At 34.5% G+C, this 20434-nt stretch carries 15 protein-coding genes; 14 read left to right on the top strand and 1 reads right to left on the bottom strand.

The window, feature by feature from the left end:
* The first annotated feature begins 8 nt into the window (after nucleotides 1-8).
* The 9 genes from GTZ96_RS09975 to GTZ96_RS10015 all read left to right on the top strand — a co-directional run bounded on the left by GTZ96_RS09975 (nucleotide 9) and on the right by GTZ96_RS10015 (nucleotide 13077).
* Nucleotides 9-671, top strand: a complete 663-nt coding sequence (locus GTZ96_RS09975; RefSeq protein WP_161643658.1) for an aspartate/glutamate racemase family protein — start codon at nucleotides 9-11, stop codon at nucleotides 669-671.
* Nucleotides 672-682: 11 nt separating this feature from the next.
* Nucleotides 683-1972, top strand: a complete 1290-nt coding sequence (locus GTZ96_RS09980) for a bile acid:sodium symporter family protein (RefSeq protein WP_161643660.1) — start codon at nucleotides 683-685, stop codon at nucleotides 1970-1972.
* A gap of 483 nt (nucleotides 1973-2455) precedes the next feature.
* The gene (locus tag GTZ96_RS09985; RefSeq protein ID WP_161643662.1) at nucleotides 2456-5716 is read left to right on the top strand and encodes a SusC/RagA family TonB-linked outer membrane protein; all 3261 of its coding nucleotides are present in this window, start codon (nucleotides 2456-2458) and stop codon (nucleotides 5714-5716) included.
* 29 nt (nucleotides 5717-5745) lie between these two features.
* A complete protein-coding gene (locus GTZ96_RS09990; RefSeq protein WP_161643665.1) occupies nucleotides 5746-7866 on the top strand; it encodes a RagB/SusD family nutrient uptake outer membrane protein in 2121 nt (706 codons plus the stop codon).
* Between the two features lie 216 nt (nucleotides 7867-8082).
* Nucleotides 8083-9480, top strand: coding sequence for a Gfo/Idh/MocA family protein (locus GTZ96_RS09995; RefSeq protein ID WP_161643667.1), 1398 nt, complete (start codon nucleotides 8083-8085; stop codon nucleotides 9478-9480).
* A gap of 166 nt (nucleotides 9481-9646) precedes the next feature.
* Entirely contained in the window at nucleotides 9647-11002 is a 1356-nt protein-coding gene (locus GTZ96_RS10000; RefSeq protein ID WP_161643669.1) for a glycoside hydrolase family 28 protein, read from the top strand.
* Between the two features lie 116 nt (nucleotides 11003-11118).
* Nucleotides 11119-11454, top strand: coding sequence for a cupin domain-containing protein (locus GTZ96_RS10005; protein ID WP_161643671.1), 336 nt, complete (start codon nucleotides 11119-11121; stop codon nucleotides 11452-11454).
* 44 nt (nucleotides 11455-11498) lie between these two features.
* Nucleotides 11499-12170 carry a 3-keto-disaccharide hydrolase gene (locus GTZ96_RS10010; RefSeq protein WP_161643673.1) on the top strand — a complete coding sequence of 224 codons (672 nt, stop codon included), beginning with the start codon at nucleotides 11499-11501 and terminating at the stop codon, nucleotides 12168-12170.
* Between the two features lie 115 nt (nucleotides 12171-12285).
* A complete protein-coding gene (locus GTZ96_RS10015) occupies nucleotides 12286-13077 on the top strand; it encodes an O-methyltransferase (RefSeq protein WP_161643675.1) in 792 nt (263 codons plus the stop codon).
* A 70-nt stretch (nucleotides 13078-13147) separates the two neighbouring features.
* On the opposite strand, the gene GTZ96_RS10020 is transcribed toward GTZ96_RS10015, so the two are convergent.
* Entirely contained in the window at nucleotides 13148-13825 is a 678-nt protein-coding gene (locus GTZ96_RS10020) for a hypothetical protein (protein WP_161643677.1), read from the bottom strand.
* Between the two features lie 339 nt (nucleotides 13826-14164).
* On the opposite strand from GTZ96_RS10020, the gene GTZ96_RS10025 reads away from it, so the two are divergent.
* The 5 genes from GTZ96_RS10025 (at nucleotide 14165) to secA (ending at nucleotide 19963) form a co-directional block, all read left to right on the top strand.
* Nucleotides 14165-14851 (top strand): ABC transporter ATP-binding protein, encoded by a 687-nt coding sequence (locus GTZ96_RS10025; RefSeq protein WP_161643679.1) that lies wholly within the window; start codon nucleotides 14165-14167, stop codon nucleotides 14849-14851.
* Nucleotides 14852-14939: 88 nt separating this feature from the next.
* Entirely contained in the window at nucleotides 14940-15353 is a 414-nt protein-coding gene (locus GTZ96_RS10030) for a DUF1493 family protein (protein ID WP_161643692.1), read from the top strand.
* Between the two features lie 202 nt (nucleotides 15354-15555).
* Nucleotides 15556-16125, top strand: a complete 570-nt coding sequence (locus tag GTZ96_RS10035) for a cob(I)yrinic acid a,c-diamide adenosyltransferase (protein WP_161643681.1) — start codon at nucleotides 15556-15558, stop codon at nucleotides 16123-16125.
* A 185-nt stretch (nucleotides 16126-16310) separates the two neighbouring features.
* Nucleotides 16311-16532, top strand: a complete 222-nt coding sequence (locus tag GTZ96_RS10040; protein WP_007138072.1) for a DUF2795 domain-containing protein — start codon at nucleotides 16311-16313, stop codon at nucleotides 16530-16532.
* Nucleotides 16533-16615: 83 nt separating this feature from the next.
* Entirely contained in the window at nucleotides 16616-19963 is a 3348-nt protein-coding gene (secA, locus tag GTZ96_RS10045; RefSeq protein ID WP_161643683.1) for a preprotein translocase subunit SecA, read from the top strand.
* Nucleotides 19964-20434 lie beyond the last annotated feature (471 nt).

Raw genomic sequence — 20434 nt, forward strand, 5'->3', positions numbered from 1 at the left:
AGCTATACATGAAAGCAAAAACATTAGGATTCGTCCACACCTCAGCAACATTAGTACCCTTATTTCAACAATTGAGTTCAGAGCATTTAAGTGGCGTAGAAACCTTCAACATTGTTGACGACAGCTTGATTAAAGATGTTATAAAAAAAGGAAAACTAATGCCTAATACGGCAGCCAGAGTGGTCAATCACGTAAAAGCAGCCGAAGAAGCGGGAGCCGATGTGATTTTAGTAACCTGTTCTTCCATTGGCGTAGCCATAGAAACTGCAGCAACCTTGTGTAACGTTCCTGTAATTAGAGTAGATCAAGCAATGGCTGACGAAGCTGTGCAAATAAGTGATAAAATAGGTGTTATTGCGACCTTGCCTACCACGCTGGAACCAACGAGTGATTTGGTACGCAGAAGAGCTGTGGCAGCTGGAAAAAATGTAACTATTGTTTCTAAATTATGCGATGGCGCTTTTGAAGCCCTGATGAGTGGCGATGCGGCAAAACATGACGAAATGGTTGCCAAAGCCTTAAAAGAATTGATGCAGGAAGTAGGTGTTATTGTTTTGGCACAGGCTTCAATGGCACGTGTGGTTGATGGTCTAAGCGAGGCTGAAAAAGTAGTTCCTATTTTAGCCAGTCCGGGAATTGCGATGAAAAAATTAGCCGAAATTTACTTTTAATACCATTCTATATGCGTAAATTTTTTCTTTGGGCTAGTCCTATCTTATTTATCCTTTCTGCTAGTGGTTGGTTTTTACAAATAGACAGTATTTGGAAAATTAGTTTAATTGCAGCTTTTTCAAGTTTAGCCATTGGCATTGGACACAGCAAACTTTTGAGTGGTTACCAATATACTTTTTGGATTATCACTGCCGTATGCGCAGGATTGATTTACCCACAAACCTTTTTGCATATTGGTTCGATAGATTTACGCAACAAATGGCTCATCCTAATCATCATTCAGTTGGTGATGTTCGGAATGGGAACTCAAATGAGTATTGAAGATTTCACAGGCATTCGGAAATCAGGAAAAGGAGTTATAATTGGGCTTTTAGGTCATTTTACGATTATGCCTATTACGGGTTTTATTTTAGCTAAAACCTTTAATTTTGAACCCGAAATTGCCGCAGGAATTATATTAATTGGTTCTTGCAGCAGTGGTTTAGCTTCGAATGTAATGACTTATATTGCCAAAGGAAACCTAGTTTTATCCGTTACAGTAACTGCTATTTCTACCTTGGCAGCTCCTATTATGACGCCGTTTTTAATGAAAATCTTTGCCGGAACTATGGTTGAAGTACAGTTTTTCAACATGATGATGGAAATTATCAAGATTGTTCTAGTCCCATTAGCAGCCGCTATGATTCATGACATTCTTAAAAACTACGGAGAAACAGCCCGAAAAAGAATTGATATCTTAAGTATCTTATCGGCTATTTGGTTAGCGGTGCTATTCTTTTTTAGTAGTTCATTAAGCTATGAAACCGATAGTACTATTGGCCATTTAATCGAAATTAGTTGCTTTATAGCCGGAGCATTTTTAGTTGGAAAAGGTTATCATTTAGTCTATAAAGCTTATCCAAAAATTGATAGCCTAATGCCGTATTTTTCGATGTTTGGAATTATTTATTTCACTTTAGTAACCACAGCAGCCGGTAGAGATAATTTATTACAAATAGGATTCTTGCTTTTCTTAGTGGCAATTCTTCACAATGGTGCTGGTTATTTCTTTGGCTATTACCTGAGTCGTATTTGCGGTTTAGACAAAAACAGTAGTCGCACCATTGCCTTCGAAGTAGGTTTACAGAACGGAGGAATGGCTTCCGGATTAGCGGGTGCAATGGGTAAATTAGCTACTGTAGGTTTGGCTTCTGCAGTTTTCAGTCCATGGATGAATGTTTCAGGTTCTTTATTAGCCAATTATTGGAGAAAAAAAGCAGAAGTTGAGGAAACAACGCAAACTAGTTTATGTAGCACATAAGAAATTATCATTTCAGCTTTATACAAAAAATCATCTGGTATTATTTCAAAATACCAGATGATTTTTTTTTACCACTAATTTATCTCTACTAAATTAGTATTTGTTTCTCACAAATCTACTTATTTACTCAACAACACATCTTTTAATTTCTTTTACTCTAACAAAATTGAATCAATTCACTAATAAGAAATCCTAAATTTTTAACAGAATATTAGTAATCAATAAAAACACCCCTTTATTCCTCAAAAAATAACGATAAAAAACACATAACATATTTTTATTCGCTTTTTTTTACACAATAAATTATTTTTCCGCTAATTATTATTTGTTTTTATTACTTTAGCCCACGCTATGCAATCGATTACATTGAATCAAACCTATCTACTAACATAAACCAATTCTCTCTATGCAAAAAAGCTAAACATCACAGAAACTAAAACAATTATTAAAAATTCAAATTAAAAACCAAAAGCAAAAAAAAATATGGATACAATAAACAAGAAGTATTATTTCATTCTACTTGGAATACTCTTTTATTTACCAATGCTTGGACAACAAACAAACATTAAAGGAGTTGTCAAAGATGCCAAAACTGGAATGCCTTTACCAGGAGTTACTGTTCTTATTAAAAGCACTAAAAAAGGAGCTTCTACAGATTTAGATGGTAATTACAGTATAAATCTTGATTCTAAAGAAATATTACAATTTAGTTATATTGGTTACAAAACAACTGAATCATCAGTAAATGGAAAAACCACAATCAATATTAGTTTAAAAGAAGAAAGCAATCAATTAGAAGAAATTGTTGTTGTAGGATACGGTACCGCTAAAAGAAAAGACCTTACCGGATCTGTTGTTTCTGTAAAAGGAAAAGATCTTGCTGCATATCCGGTAGCCAATGTTGCTTCAGCAATGCAAGGAAAAATGCCTGGTGTTACTGTAACAGCATTAGACGGTCGTCCTGACTCCAAAGTTTCAATCAGAGTACGTGGTGGTGGTTCTATCACACAAAGTAACGATCCTTTGTTTATTGTAGATGGTTTTCCGGTAAGCAATATTAATGACATTCCAGCATCTCAAATTGCTAGCATTGATGTATTAAAAGATGCTTCTTCAACTGCCATTTATGGAGCCCGTGGTGCCAATGGAGTTATTCTTGTTACTACAAAAACACCAGTTGCTGGAAAAACAACTGTCACCTACACTGGTAGTACTCAAATTAAATCTCCTGCAAAATATCTGGGAGCATTAGATGGCTATGATTTTGTAAAACTAAATTGGGACTATGGAACTCTTTTTGGTAATGCTACCGCATGGGCAAGTGAGTATGGGCTTGGAACTGCAAATAGCAGCTTAAATCCGGCAGGTATAAATGCATACAAAACTGCTGCTTACAGAGATCTGGAAAGAGAAGTGGTTAGAAGTACAACTGCACAAAATCATAATATTACCATAAGCGGTGGTAATGAAAAAACCAAATACAGTGTTTCTTTTGATAAATTAGACGATAATGGTTTAAAAATAGAGTCCTATTACAAAAGAACTAATGTATTGGCAAAAATAAAAAGTGAAATCACTAAGAATCTTGATTTTGAAGCAGATATGTATTACAGTGATCAGGAAGTTTTTGGAAGCGAATCACAAACTAGTGCAGTAGGCTCGAGACTAACTAATGCTTCTCGTTATACTCCAGTTACTCCTTTAGGAGATCCTACCACTGATCTTGGACTTTTTGAAGCTTATGTTAAACCACAGTATGACCCGATCTTAGTGATCAAGGATATCTATGACAAAACAGAGCGTCAAAAATACAGAGCCAACCTTGCAATCAACTGGAAAGTTAATGAAGCACTGACTTTACGTACTGATTATGGTACAACTAGAAATTACAGTTCACGCTATCAATTTACCGGTGCATTTGCAAAAAACACTGTTGGTGTAAGAGGAGGAGATGCTACAATTAGTAAAAATTATGAAAAAGGATATCGTTTAGTAAATACTGCTAATTATAAATTCTTAAAATTAGGAGACAATCATAATTTAAATGTGTTAATAGGACAAGAGATAAACAGTAAAGAAGGCGAAAACACTAGTCTTTCCGGTATTAATTATCCTATTTCATTTGATTACAACAGAGCATTTGCTTTAATGAGTCAGCAAGGAGATCAAACCGCTGTAAAAATTGAGAATACTTATGATGTCCCTGGACATTTAGCCTCATTTTTCGGGCGTGTAAACTATACTTTTAAAGACAAATATATATTTACAGCAACATTACGTGCCGATGGTTCCAGCAACTTTGCTCCTGCAAACAGATGGGGGTATTTTCCAGCTGCTGCTTTTGCCTGGAGAGCCTCAGATGAATCATTTTTACAAAATTCAAAAGTAATCAGCAATTTAAAATTTCGCTTAAGCTACGGTCAGGTGGGTAATGACCAAATTTCTCCTGGTCTATGGACAGAGAATTGGACAGGAAGCACTGGATACGCATATAATGAAATCAATAACGGTATTTATATCCCTTCCACTTCTATGTTAATAAACCCTAATTTAAAATGGGAAACAACTATAACAAGAAATTTTGGTATCGACTATGGATTATTTGACAATAGATTATACGGAACCGTTGATGCCTATTGGAATACAACCAAAGATCTTTTGTTACCAAAAAACCTACCTCCTTACACAGGTTATCAAAATCAAATGGATAATATTGGTCAAACTCGTAATATTGGTCTTGAGATTTCTTTGGGAGGAGATATCCTTAAAGATGGAGATTTTAAATTATCTGCTAATATGAATATTTCTTTTAACAGAAATAAAGTAGAATCACTTTCTGAAGGAATAAATTACAATTATTATAACAGTGGATGGGCATCAACAACAATCTCACCTCTTAATGGAGATTATGCTTTCAAAGTAGGAGATCCTGTTGGGTTAATTCGTGGATACAAATACGATGGATTCTACACAACTGATGATTTTGATTACAACGCTACCACAAAAGCATATACACTAAAATCCGGAATAACTAACACAAGTAGTGTTTTAGGAACTTTCCCTGGTCTTCCAGCGAACGCAGCTTACCCTGGTATGATGAAACTTAAAAAACTAAACACGACAACTGATGCTGCAAATATTAACGAAACAGACGATGCAACAATCATAGGTAACACTAATGCTAAATTTACTGGTGGATTCAATGTTAACGCCTCTTATAAATCATTTGATTTATTGTTAGGATTTAATGGTTCTTACGGTAATGATATATACAATGCCAATAAATTAGGAAATTCTTTTGGAAACAAAGCGCCATTCCGTAATTTCAATACATCTACACAAAATGCTTATACTTTATTTGATGTAAATTCAAGTGGAGATTTAGTAAGAATTTATGATCCTGCTGCTTTAAGCGCATTAAATGCTAATGCAAAAACCTATATGCCGTTTCACGAACGTGCAGTAATACACTCAGGCGGAATTGAAGATGGTTCGTTTTTAAGGTTAAACAACGTAACTTTAGGATATACTTTACCAACAGATATATCAAAGAAAGTAGCTATTCAAAATTTAAGAGTATATGCAACTGTTGTAAATGCCTGGATCTGGACAAAATACTCTGGATACGATCCTGAGGTTGACGCTGGTAACGGTAGAAACAGTACTTACCCAACTCCCGGAATGGACTTTGGAGCATACCCTAAAGCACGCACTTTCACTCTTGGGATAAGTGTTAAATTCTAAGTTGGCAATTAATTAAAAAAAATATAAAAATGAAAAGAAAAATAATATACTTAGGACTTTTATCTGCCATGATGTTTACCTCATGTCAGGAATATCTTGAAACCCAATCGGATTCCAATTTTGACTCTGAATTTGTTTTTCAGTCAGCATCAGAAGCAGATAAAGCATTATTAGGAGCCTATCAATTAGTTAGTTCTGAATCTGGAATACATTCCAACAGATTGTTTTATGAAGTAACTGGTGTAGGGTCTGACATTGAATTAGGACCTGAATTTGTATCTAACTCCGGACGTTATAATGGAGAAAATTTATACTATAAAACCCCAACTTTAGCAGATAATCCGCCAGATGCCTGGAATGGAATCTATAAAACAATTAATCGTTGCAATGTGATTATTGCGGCTTTCGAAAAAAATGCTGCTTATATTGCTGCAGACAAAACAAAAGTCTCCACTTTAACACATTTGTATGGTGAAGCAGTTGCCATTCGTGCTACGATGTATTTTGAATTAACCAGAAACTGGGGAGATGTAATTTACTTTACAAAACCAATATTATCAGAATCAGACTATAAAAATGAAGGTTTGACAGATCGAAATATTATTCAGGAATCTGAATTAAATAATCTAATTAGAGTGGAACCAATGATGTCTCGATTAAATTCGGTGGGGAACGCTACAACAGCAACCCGTATGACTAAAGAATACGTCCAAGGATTAATAGGACGTTTAGCCCTAATAAGAGGAGGTTATGCGCTTAGACCACCTAGCTATACAGGTGACGGAGATGTTATTCAATCCCATAGCACCAAAGGAAAAATGGTTCGTAGAACCGATTATTTAAAATATTATACATTAGCGAACACTTATTTAAAAAAGTTAGTATATGAAGGAAATGCAAAATTGGTAACTACTGATTCAAGAACACCTGTACAAAAATTCAGTAATCCTTTTCAAGCTGTTTTCCAAAGCGGAATGGACTATAATATAAGTCCTGAAATGATTTTTGAAGTAAGTCAAACAGCCGGAAGTTCCACAGAACGTCCTTATGCTTTTGGTCGTCCTTCTGGTGGAGGTAGTACAGCCTATCCTCCAAAAGCTTATGGACAAATACGCTTTTTTCCCACCTACTATTTTGGTATGTTTGACAACAAAGATTTAAGACGTGATGTTACTGTTACCACAACAGGATTAGGTGGAGTTGCTGATGAAAAAATGCTTCTATTCAAAAAAGGAAGTACTACATCTGGAGGCTTATCTTTAAACAAATGGGATTATTCCCGTATGACAGATAAAAAATATGCTACCCAACAAAGAGTAGCTGGTATTAATGCACCAGTAATGCGTATGGGAGACATGATATTATTATTAGCCGAAACTTACTCAGTCCTTGGAGATGATACTAATGCCAGAACTGAATTATTAAAAATTCGTCGACGTGCTTTTAATCCAAGCGATACTGAATATACTATCAAAACTACAACTTATGTTAATAGTAAATCAGGAGCATCACTTTTAACTGCTATTCAAGACGAACGTGCATTTGAGTTAGGAGGAGAAGGTCAACGTAAAATGGATTTAGTTCGTTGGGGATTATTAGGAAAGAAAGTAAATGAACTACAAACGCAAATGACAGCAATGGCTGATGCGCTTCGTGCTAACGGTTCTTACACTTTTCCAAATGGTAATGTTATTTCCAGCTATATCTATACAAAAACCTATACCCTCGCACAAGCACAAACTTTGGGCTTAAATGACATACTAACAGGTAATAATTATGTTTCCGAATCTGATCCGTTGTATCCATTGTTATTCCCTGGATGGAGAGGTACTGCTACTGACTGGATTGCTCCTGCCACTGTTACCTTAAAGAAATCGATGTTAGCTATAAAAGGATTATTCAAACCTTTAACAACTCCAGAAATTACAGCTGCTACAACAGCAGGTTATGCAAAAGTAGCTTATGGAATTGATCTTGTTAATGATACATCTAAACCTTGGGAAGTAAATACTAATGGGGTATTTGGAGGTTACCTTCCGGCTGATTTTACAGCAAATTATGCTCCGCTTTATTTAGTAGCTATTCCTGCTGCAACTATTCAAGCTTCGGGCGGTAAGGTATCTAACGATTATGGTTTTCCAAATCAATAGTAAATTAAACACATTTAGTAAATTAAAATAAGGCTGTCCGAAAAGTGATTTTCGGACAGCCTTTTTATATATAAAGACTTCTATTAAAACGTTTGTTTCCTTAGCCAAAATATAATAAGGCATAACAACTTATCAATAAATTAATTACATTTAAAAACCTAAAAAACCAATCATTTATTAAATTTATTAATTAACCAAAATTAAAACCAAAAATTTATGGATGTCACTAGAAGAAAATTTTTAACGTCTATAAGTATGCTTGCAGCTTATACAGCATTCCCTCTTAGTTCTTTTGATTTTGATAACACTAAAAAACTTCGAATTGTTCTTGTTGGAACTGGAGTCAGAGGCATTAGTTTCTGGGGAAAAAGATTAGTTCAGGAATATTCAGACATTCTTGAATTTGTAGGACTTTGCGATATTAATCCAGGAAGATTAGAATATGCGAAAAAATTCATTGGTGTCAACTGTCCTACATTTGCGAATTTTGACGATATGCTAAAAAAGACCAAACCTGATTTAATTATTGTTACCACAAAAGATTCTACACACCATCATTTCATCATTAAAGGATTGGAATCTGGTTATGATGTACTTACCGAAAAACCACTTACTACAGACGAAAATAAATGTCAGGAAATTCTAAATGCCGAAAGAAAATCAGGTAAAAATTTGATTGTAGGTTTTAATTATAGATGGAGTCCTTATAGTACTAAAATAAAAGAATTATTAGCCAATAATACTATTGGAAAAATCACATCTGTTGATTTCCATTGGTATTTAAACACCTATCACGGTGCTTCCTATTTTAGAAGATGGCATGGTCAAAAAGAAAGTGGAGGTTCACTTTGGGTACACAAAGCTACACATCATTTTGACCTTTTGAATTGGTGGCTCAATTCAGATCCAGTAGAAGTTTTTGCCTTGGGGGATTTAGAACACTATGGTGGAAAAAATCCTTTTAGAGGTAAAAACTGTAGAAGTTGTGATCATAAAACAACTTGCAATTACTATTTTGACATAACTAAAGACCAACACTTAATGGATCTTTATGTAGCCAATGAAAAACATGATGGTTATATCAGGGACAACTGCCTATTCAGAAATGAAATTGATATTTATGATAAAATGTCAGCACAAATAAAATATGCTAACAATGCCACTGTAAACTACTCACTCACCACCTATTCTCCTTTTGAAGGCTGGAGATTAGCTTTTAACGGTACTGAAGGACGTATTGAAGCTTCATTGGATATTCCTTACGATAAAAAAACAAAAGTGGATCAGGCCGAAATGCATGCAAAAGAAATGGAACAATCTGCCTTGGAAGAAGCAGACCACGAAACAATTATAGTACATAAACTTTGGAAAGATTTTGAAAAAGTAACTATTCCGACTGAAAAAGGCGGACACGGAGGAGGCGATCAAAGACTTCATGATAAAATATTCAGAACAGCTGGTACCGCTGACCCATTTGAAAGATCTGCCGGAAGTAGAGACGGCGCTATGTCTGTTTTAATTGGTATCGCTGCCCGAAATAGTATCGAATCAGGAAATCCCATAAAAATTGCCGATTTAACCGATTTGACACCTATGCCTAACAGAGACAAATAATTTTCTAAATCTTTCAATTTTAATAAATAACCCATTATTGGTATTTGCTTTTTAGCATTACTTCCAATGGGTTATTTTTATAAATTATTCTCTGCCTAATCCCTTGATTAACTCACTAATAGAATTTATTCATTAAATACTGCACTTACCACTATTTCTACTGCACATGAAAAAAAACTTTATAACACTTTTCTTCACCCTATTCATTCTATTTTCCAATGCTCAAATAAATCAACACAACTATAATGTACGTGCTTTTGGTGCAAAAGGTGACGGAATCACAAATGATCAAGCTGCCATTCAAAAAGCAATCGATGCTTGCAAAAAGTCAGGAGGCACCGTACTTTTAGAAAAAGGTATTTTCTTAACTGGACAACTGCTATTGGTAAACAATTTAATTTTAAAAATCGATGCTTCAGCAACTATTTTAGGTATAAAATCAGATGATGAAAAAGATTATCCACATCATCTTATTGACACAAAATATCCTAATAGAATGCTCGAAGATTGTCAGAGAAGACTAATTTATGGTAACAAAGTAAAAAACGTAACCATCACTGGAGGTGGAACTATTAACGGACAAGGTGATTTTGAGCCCTGGATGCATGTAAAAGAAATAGGCACCGAAAAAGACCGTCCTTCTATCCTAGCCTTTGTAGGTTGTAATACCATTACGGTATCCAATATAACTCTTATTAAACCTGCTTGTTGGACTCAGGTTTATATTGAATCTGAAAATATTACTATTCAAAAAATAAAAGTAAACACAGGACAGCTTACACCCAATCGTGACGGTATTGACATTGTTGATTGTCATAAAGTACTTATTGAAGACAGCTATATTGAATCAGAAGACGATGGTATTTGTTTTAAAAGCGGTAGCGAATATGGCTGTAAAGACATCATTGTAAGACGATGTACCTTAGACAAACTAAACGTAAAAGCTGGAAATTGCTTTAAATTAGGTACCGATGGTTTAGGAAGTTTTATGAATTTTGATGTTTCTGAACTTACGCTAAAAAATGCATATCAAAATTCAGCTTTCTGTATAGAATCCATGGATGGAGCGGTAATTGATAATTTAAATTTTCGCGATTGCCAAATTTCAAATTGTGGACAAGCCATTTTCATCCTATTAGCCGATAGAAAAAGAACTGTTCCTAATAGAAAAACCCGCATTGGAACCATTTCAAATATTTATTTTAAAAATATAACGGGGACTAATTTCACCCAACAATATCCTTCCATTATTACAGGAATAAAAGGACACAACATCCAGAATGTAACTTTCGAAAATCTAAATTTCGAATTAAAGGGAGGAATTCAAACAACCAATCAAACTGTTATGGAATACGATGGTAAATATCCAGAAGGCAGTTATTTTGGGAACACGAATGCGTTTGGCTTTTTTGTGAGACATGCCGATGCTGTTACTTTTACAAATTGTAAAATAACTACAAAATCCGAAGATAAAAGACCTTGGTTAATTCAGGAAGACACCCAAAATATTCATATCAAATAGTCCCTGTTTTCAAACTCATGAATTAATAAAATTCAAGCCTCTTATACATAAAGACAAGATGAATTGTGTAATAGAAAAATATTTTAGTACTTTGAGCCTCCTATAAACAAACTCTCATGGAAGTAATAAAAAGCACAGAAGGTTTTGAATCTATCAACTCCAATCCGTCATTGATGCGAAAAGTAGTGCACCTTGACCATTTGATGGTTACCATAATGGAATTCCTTAATGGCCCAATGGAAACTCCAGATCATCCTCACAAACACGTTCACGAACAGATTACTTACATAGCCTCTGGTTCTTTAAAATTGTTTGTAGAAGACAGAGAATACCTTTTGAACGAGGGAGATGTTTTCAAAATAGCATCTAACCTAAATCATTGTATCCAAACCTTAAGCGAATATGTAAAGCTGGTGGATAGCTTCACTCCGCTGCGAGAAGATTTTATCTAATTTAACTTTTACCCAAACATAAAAATTCAAAATTTCAACTCATCATGAATCATATCTATCATTCATTAATTATCATTCTATTTTTATTTTCGCAAAATAATAACGCCCAAAAATGCATTGCTCTTTTTAACCAAAAAGACTTAAAAGGATGGTATGCTTTTGGAGAAGAAAAAGGCAAGCAGACTAATGCAGCTGATCTTTTTTCGGTAGAAAATAATATGATTCGAATGTATGGTCCAAAGGCGGGTTACCTAATGTCGGAACAATCGTTTCGTAATTTCCAATTGACAGTGGAATACCGTTGGAACACCGATACTCAATTTGCTAAAAAAAATAATTCTAAAAATAGCGGTGTTATGTACCTTGTCCCATCCGAAACTCCTGATGTTTTGTGGCCAAAAGGAATTCAGTTTCAAATAAAAGAAGGAGCCACCGGTGATTTTGTTTTTCTTCAGGAAGTAACTTTAAACATCAATGGAAAGAAAACAGAACCAGGAAAAAGTGTCGTTGCCAAACGTTTTCTTGATGCTGAAAAACCTATTGGAGAATGGAACAAAATAGTTGTCACTTCAAAAAATGGAGTAATCACTCAAAAACTAAATGGAAAAACAGTAAATAAAGGCATCGAGTCTTCAGTTACTGAAGGTAGAGTTTTATTGCAATACGAAGGTTTCCCAATTGATTTTAGAAAAGTGTGTATTAAAAAGTGTAAATAAAATATTTAACTAGCTGACTAAAAGTTTACACGATTTAAATTCTTTTATTTTTGCTACAGACAGGTCTGTGGCAATTTATTTTTAGAAACAAAAAAGAAAAATCCTTTATTAATTTATGTTTTTCCAAATTAAAGCTTATCTAAAATTCCTTTGGCATTCTAAGAACGAACATGCGGTGCACTCCCCTTTTGTATTCACTCTGATTACCAAATGTTTTTATGACAAAAAATCAATACCAGAATATTCCCTTTTAAAAGAATATCGAAATGCACTTTTAGAAAATAAAAACAGCATTGAAGTGACTGATTTTGGAGCAGGCTCAAAAGTTTTTAAATCGAATACCCGAATTATTGCCCAAATAGCCAAAACAGCAGGAATTTCGCCAAGACGAGCTCAATTACTTTTCCGTATTTCCAATTATTTTCAACCATCAACCATTTTAGAATTAGGCACTTCATTAGGATTAGCCACTTCTGCCCTCGCCTTAGGATCCCGAAGCCTCGGGACAAAAGCAAAAATAACCACTTTAGAAGGTTGCCCAAACACAATGGCAATTGCAAAAAATCAATTGCAATTGTATAATATCAACAATGTAAATCCTGTAGTAACTGAATTTTCAGAATATCTCACAACTCATACCTCACAACTCATACCTCACGACTTAATCTACTTCGACGGCAATCATTCCAAACAAGCCACTTTAGATTATTTCGAACTTTTATTACCAACCATTACTAACGACAGCATCTGGATTTTTGACGATATTCATTGGTCTCCAGAAATGGAAGAAGCTTGGGAGGATATTAAAAAACATCCAAAAGTAAGCGTCACAATTGACACCTTTCAATGGGGATTGGTTTTCTTTAGAAGAGAACAACCCAAAGAGCATTTTATAATTCGCATCTAAAAAAAAAATGACAGCCATTTCTGACTGTCATTTTCTTAAACTGATAAATACCTATAAAATATTTAATCAATTATTCTTTTGCTCTTTTCATTTCTCCTGCTTTTGCTCCCATTCTATTAACCTTTAACATTGGAGCAAATTTAAATTTCAATCCTGCAATTTCTCTATTGTCTGAAGAAGAAAGCCCTTCTTTCTCAACAGTGTTTTTTCTGCTATCTAAAGCTTCGTACATTAATTTGATCTCATCCCAATCCTCACGAGAATATTTATCTTTATTATTTTCCGATGTATGTATAAATTGTCGATAAACACTAAGGATATTGTCTTTATTTACCCAACTGAAATCCATATCATCGCCAATTTTTCCTTGCCCAAACAAAGCATCTCTCAATTGCTGTTTTGAATTTACAGGTGCAGTAGCAGCTGCTTGTTTTACTGCCATTTCAGCATCCACTTTAGCTTTTAATTCTTCATACTTCGCTCTACTGGCATCAATACGTAACTGCGCTTTTTCTTTATCTTTTAAATCTGCTAATGCGGCTTCGGCGGCTTCACTTTTTACTTGATAAGTAGCTTCAATTCCCTGCCAATTTTCCCCAGCATCAGCTGGCGCTACATTTCCTAATGAATCCGCATAAACAACATACATATCAACTGTTTTTTCTGCTTGCTCTTCTTTTTCATCCTTACATGATGTAAATCCTAATGCGATTACCGCTACTCCTAATAACAAATTTGTACTTTTCATAATTTTTTTATTTTAATTAAAATTAAATACTCTGTTAGCTAATATAAAGCAAATTAGTGATTTTTTAATAAAAAAACCAAAAATAATAACGATGACATGGGAATATTGTAAAATTAAAAAGATAAAACGTGAATTATATAATTTATTATCAAAATTATATAAAACTTAAAAGCGGCTTTTTATTTATTAAAAACAGAAAAAAGACCAAATTTTAATTATCTATGAGTTTAAATCATATTTAAGCTATTCTAATTTTAGAGTATAAATCTAACAAATTCAAAAAATAGCTACTTTATCAAAAGTCTTTTGTACTTTTAAAATCTTAAATCTTAAAATTCAATGACCCAACCATTAATTAAAATATCTAATATTAAACGAGATTTTGTACTGGGAAACGAAATCGTTTATGTACTAAAAGGTATTGATTTAGAAATAAAAAAAGGAGAATACGTAGCGCTTATGGGACCTTCAGGTTCCGGGAAATCGACATTAATGAATCTTTTAGGTTGCTTAGATACTCCAACATCGGGAAGTTATATTTTAAACGGAAAAGATGTCAGTAAAATGAAGGACGACGAACTAGCCGAAATTCGCAATAAAGAAATTGGTTTTGTTTTTCAAACGTTCAATTTATTACCCCGAACTACAGCACTGGACAATGTGGCATTACCAATGATTTATGCGGGACACCCAAAATTAGAACGCAATAAAAGAGCGACTGAAGTCTTAAAACAAGTGGATCTTGCTGACCGAATGGATCACCAACCCAACCAACTTTCGGGAGGACAACGCCAGCGTGTAGCTGTAGCCAGAGCTTTAGTCAACAAACCTTCGATTATTCTTGCTGATGAACCCACAGGAAATTTAGACAGTAAAACATCGGTAGAAATCATGAAACTTTTTAACGAAATTCATGAAAATGGAAATACGGTAATTTTAGTAACACACGAAGAAGAAATTGCATCCTATGCCCACCGAATTATTCGTTTGAGAGACGGATTGATTGAAAGTGACAATACGAAGTAATCAGTGTTCAGAAGGCAGTAATCAGTTAGCAGAATTTAGAAAGCAGAATTTAGAAAGCAGTTGGCAAATATTTTTAACACCTTCCAGTATGAAAAACATAACCGAAATTTTAGAGTTCGTAAAAGATTTAACTGGTACTAAAAAAGTAACTAAAAACAGCGACATTGAAAATGATCTTGGTTGCTCTGGAGATGACTTTGACGAACTAATTGAAAAATATTCGGAACATTTTAACGTTGATATGTCGACATATTTATGGTACTTTCATACTAAAGAAGAAGGATTCGGAAGTATTGGTGGATTTTTTTTTAAACCACCGAATAGCCAAGTTGAACGTATCGCAGTTACGCCAAAAATGTTATTTAAATTTGCGGAAAAAGGAAAATGGGATATAAAATATCCTGAACACAAAATCCCTAAAAAAAGATATGATTTATTAATTAACCAAATAATTCTAATAGTGATTGTGATTTATGGAATTTATTATTGGTTGATAAAGTAAAAAACACAACAACTAACAGCTAAAGACAAAAAAAGATTTTTGATTATTTGATTTCAGAAGTAAAAGTTCTAAAATTAGGATATTTTTTTATTCCCTAACGCAAAATCAGAAATCGTTAATCTACAATCAAAAATAAGACAAAGAAACTCCACACAGTCTCCCCCTCCTTCGGAGGGGGCTGGGGGGAGGAAAAACAAAAAAAATGAAAATATATACTAAAACAGGAGACAAAGGAACAACCTCGCTTTTTGGAGGAACCCGCGTTCCTAAAGATGATATCCGAATAGAAAGTTATGGAACTGTCGATGAATTGAATTCTTATATCGGGTTGATTCGGGATCAGGACATCAATTCGCATTACAAAGAAATCTTAATAGAAATTCAAGACCGTCTTTTTACCGTTGGTGCGATTCTGGCAACACCTGCTGAAAAAGAAATTTTAAAAAATGGCGCTCCTCGTTTACAAAAATTAGGAATTATAGCAGCTGATATCGAATTATTAGAAAAAGAAATTGACGCTATGGAAATGGAGTTGCCTCAAATGACTCATTTTGTTTTGCCAGGAGGTCACCCTACTGTGTCACATTGTCATATTGCACGCTGTATTTGTCGCCGTGCCGAACGCCTAACCGTGCATTTAAGTCATAACGAAGCAGTCTCTGAAATAGTTATTAGCTATTTAAACCGACTTTCTGACTATCTTTTTGTGTTGGCACGAAAGTTGTCCCATGATTTAAACGCCGAGGAAGTAAAATGGATTCCTCGAAAGTAAAACTTTCTTAAAATTCCAATTTTAAAATCCCAAATCCCAAGCCTTCAAAGACTTTTTTTGGAATTTGGAATTTCTTTTTTGGAATTTAAAAAAACACGTTCTTAAATTTAATTAAAAATAAATGGTTTTTTACTTGTCTTTTTCAGTAAAAAATTTATTTTTGCACAAAACTAAATCGACAAAAGATGTATTGGACATTAGAATTAGCATCCTATCTTAGTGATGCCCCATGGCCTGCTAACAAAGACGAACTTATTGATTACGCTATACGTGCAGGAGCTCCATTAGAAGTAGTAGAAAATCTACAATCTATTGAAGATGAAGGCGAAATATACGAGTCAATGGAAGAAATTTGGCCGGATTACCCTACTGACGAAGATTATCTTTGGAATGAGGATGAATATTAAAAAAAACTAAGAAAAAGTCTCAAAAGAGGCTTTTTTTTTGGTTCAACATAGAGAGACAATTAATTTAGAAATACAAACCCATTATGAGTTTTATAAACAGCATTATTAAAGCTTTTGTCGGAGACAAATCGGAGAAAGATGTTAAAGCTTTACAACCTTATATCAATAAAATAAAAACTTTCGAAAGTCAATTAAGTGCTTTATCTCACGATGAACTTAGAGACAGAACAGCTTATTTTAAAGAAGTCATCAAAGAGGCTCGCGCTGCTGCCGATACTAAAATAGAAGCTTTAAAAGCTGAAGTAGAAGGCATTGAAGATATCGACAAAAGAGAAGACATCTATGTAGAGATTGACAATCTTGAAAAAGAAGCCTATGCTATTTCAGAAAAAACCTTAATGGATATTCTTCCTGAAGCTTTTGCTGTAGTAAAAGAAACTGCAAAACGTTTCAAAGAAAATTCAGAAATTACGGTTACTGCAACCGCAAAAGACCGTGAATTTTCGGCTACAAAAACTTATGTATCTATTGAAGGCGACAAAGCTATTTGGTTAAACAAATGGAACGCTGCTGGTAAAGAAATTACCTGGGATATGATTCACTATGATGTGCAATTAATTGGTGGTATGGTTTTGCACCAAGGTAAAGTTGCCGAAATGCAAACAGGAGAAGGTAAAACTTTAGTTGCAACCTTGCCATTGTATTTAAATGCGTTAACTGGAAACGGAGTACATTTAGTAACTGTGAATGACTATTTGGCTAAACGTGATAGTACTTGGAAAGCACCTTTATTCGAATTCCACGGAATGACTGTTGATTGTATCGACAATCACCAACCGAATTCAGAAGGTAGAAAAAAAGCCTATGATGCTGATATTACTTATGGTACCAATAACGAATTTGGTTTTGATTACCTGAGAGATAACATGGCACACTCGCCATCAGACTTGGTTCAAAGAAAACATAATTTTGCTATTGTCGATGAGGTGGATTCGGTATTAATTGATGATGCCAGAACTCCATTGATTATTTCTGGTCCGGTTCCGCAAGGAGACCGTCATGAATTTAACGAGTTAAAACCAAAAATCGAAACTCTTGTTGGTTTACAACGTCAATTAGCAACAGGTTTCTTAACTGAAGCTAAAAGATTAATCAAAGAAGGAAACACTAAAGAGGGTGGTTTCATGCTTTTAAGAGCTTACAGAAGTTTACCAAAAAACAAAGCTTTGATTAAGTTTTTAAGTGAAGAAGGAATCAAACAATTGCTTCAAAAAACTGAAAACCAATACATGCAAGACAACAACCGCGAAATGCCAAAGGTTGACGAAGCATTGTATTTTGTTATCGAAGAAAAAAACAATCAGGTAGAATTGACTGATAACGGAATCAAATTCCTTTCAGGAGATACTGATGCTGACTTTTTCGTTTTACCGGATATTGGAACTGAAATTGCCAACATCGAAAAGAAAAAATTAGACAAAGACGCTGAAGCTGAAGAAAAAGAAAGATTATTTCAGGATTTCAGTATCAAAAGCGAACGTATTCATACTTTGACACAGCTTTTAAAAGCCTACAGCCTTTTTGAAAAAGATGTAGAATATGTAATCATGGACAACAAAATTTTGATTGTCGATGAGCAAACAGGTCGTATCATGGATGGTCGTCGTTATTCTGACGGATTACACCAGGCGATTGAAGCCAAAGAAAACGTAAAAATCGAGGCAGCTACTCAAACTTTTGCAACGGTAACTTTGCAAAACTACTTTAGAATGTACAACAAACTAGGTGGAATGACCGGTACTGCAGTTACTGAAGCTGGAGAACTTTGGGAAATCTACAAATTAGATGTTGTTGAAATCCCAACAAACAGAGGAATTTCAAGACATGATAAAGAAGATTTCATCTACAAAACGACTCGTGAAAAATTCAATGCCGTTATTGAAGATGTAACTCAATTATCTAATGCAGGTCGTCCGGTTCTTATTGGTACAACTTCTGTTGAGATTTCTGAATTATTAAGTCGAATGTTGAAAATGCGTGGGGTAACTCACAACGTTTTGAATGCAAAAATGCACAAGCAAGAAGCTCAAATTGTGGAAGAAGCAGGAAAAGCAGGTGTGGTAACAATTGCTACCAACATGGCTGGTCGTGGTACCGATATTAAATTAACTGCCGAAGTAAAAGCGGCGGGTGGATTAGCAATTGTAGGTACGGAGCGTCATGATTCTCGTCGTGTTGACCGTCAGTTACGTGGTCGTGCTGGTCGTCAGGGAGATCCGGGAAGTTCACAATTTTATGTTTCTCTTGAAGATAACCTAATGCGTTTATTTGGTTCTGAAAGAGTGGCTAAAGTAATGGACAGAATGGGATTGGAAGAAGGCGAAGTAATCCAACATTCGATGATGACTAAATCTATCGAACGTGCTCAGAAAAAAGTAGAAGAAAACAACTTTGGTGTTCGTAAACGTTTATTAGAGTATGATGACGTAATGAATGCACAACGTGAAGTAGTTTACAAACGTCGTCGTCACGCTTTGTTCGGGGAGCGTTTGAAACTGGATATCGCTAATATGTTGTATGATACTTGCGAACTTTTTGTTCAAAATACCAAAGCAACTAATGATTACAAGACTTTCGAATTTGATTTGATTCGTTATTTCTCTATCACTTCTCCTGTAACTGAAGCTGAATTTACCAGATTAACAGAAATCGAATTGACTGGAAAAGTATACAAAGAAGCTTTACACTATTACACTGAAAAATGTGAGCGTAGTGCCAGAGAAGCTTTCCCTATCGTGAAAAACATTTTCGAAGATCCAAACAATCAGTTTGAGCGCATTGTAGTTCCTTTTACTGATGGTGTAAAATCATTAAGTGTAGTAACTGATTTGAAAAAAGCGTACGAAACAGAAGGGAGACAATTAGTAGCTGATTTCGAGAAAAACATCACGCTTTCTATTGTTGATGAAGCCTGGAAAAAACACTTGCGTAAAATGGACGAATTGAAACAATCAGTTCAATTAGCCGTTCACGAACAAAAGGATCCATTGCTTATCTATAAATTTGAAGCTTTCAATTTATTCAACAGCATGTTGAACGGAATCAACAAAGAAGTAATTTCATTCTTGTTCAAGGGTGATTTACCTCAACAAGCAGTTCCTGAAATTGAAGAAGCAAGAGAAGTAGTTCGTCCAAAAGAAAAATTACAACTAACGAGAGACGAAATTCCAAATAGCGAAAATATCAATCGTGAAGCTGGCGAAACACAACAACGTCAGGTAACGGAAACTATCGTAAGAGAGATGCCAAAAATCAATCGCAACGATACCGTAACTGTACAACAAATAGCTACCGGAAAAACGGAATCTATGAAATACAAAAAAGCGGAAGCCTTATTAGCAACTGGAGAATGGGTTATTGTTAACGAATAATACTCAGAATGCAGTAGCAGAAAGTAGACCGCATCAATAACAGAGTCCCCAATTACGAAAGTAGTTGGGGATTTTTTTTATTCTGAACTTGTTTCAGAATCTTTTTCATTCTACCACCAATCGTAATTGAATTTATTTCACAATCTTTTCTCTTTAGAAGCAGAACTTTTTGTGTTTTCAATGAGCATCCCTCCCGCTATTCGTTGCAATCTTTTTTTCGAAAAGACTCAAAAAAGGATTTTCACTGCTATCGGGGCTAAAACAGAACTTTTATTTTTATTAAGATAATTTGTATATATTTGAGAAAAATATAATACGCGTCAATAATTAATAAAACTTGCGCATAACAGTTAGAGTTTCGTTGCGTGCGCAGCACGAACAATGAAACTCGTGTTGAACGGAACCGATTACACATCCGTCACACTATGGAGTTATCGTAAAATAAATTTGTAGATTTTCAAGAGGATTTTT

Origin of the sequence: Flavobacterium undicola, assembly GCF_009909155.2 — a bacterium.
Classification (GTDB): domain Bacteria; phylum Bacteroidota; class Bacteroidia; order Flavobacteriales; family Flavobacteriaceae; genus Flavobacterium; species Flavobacterium undicola.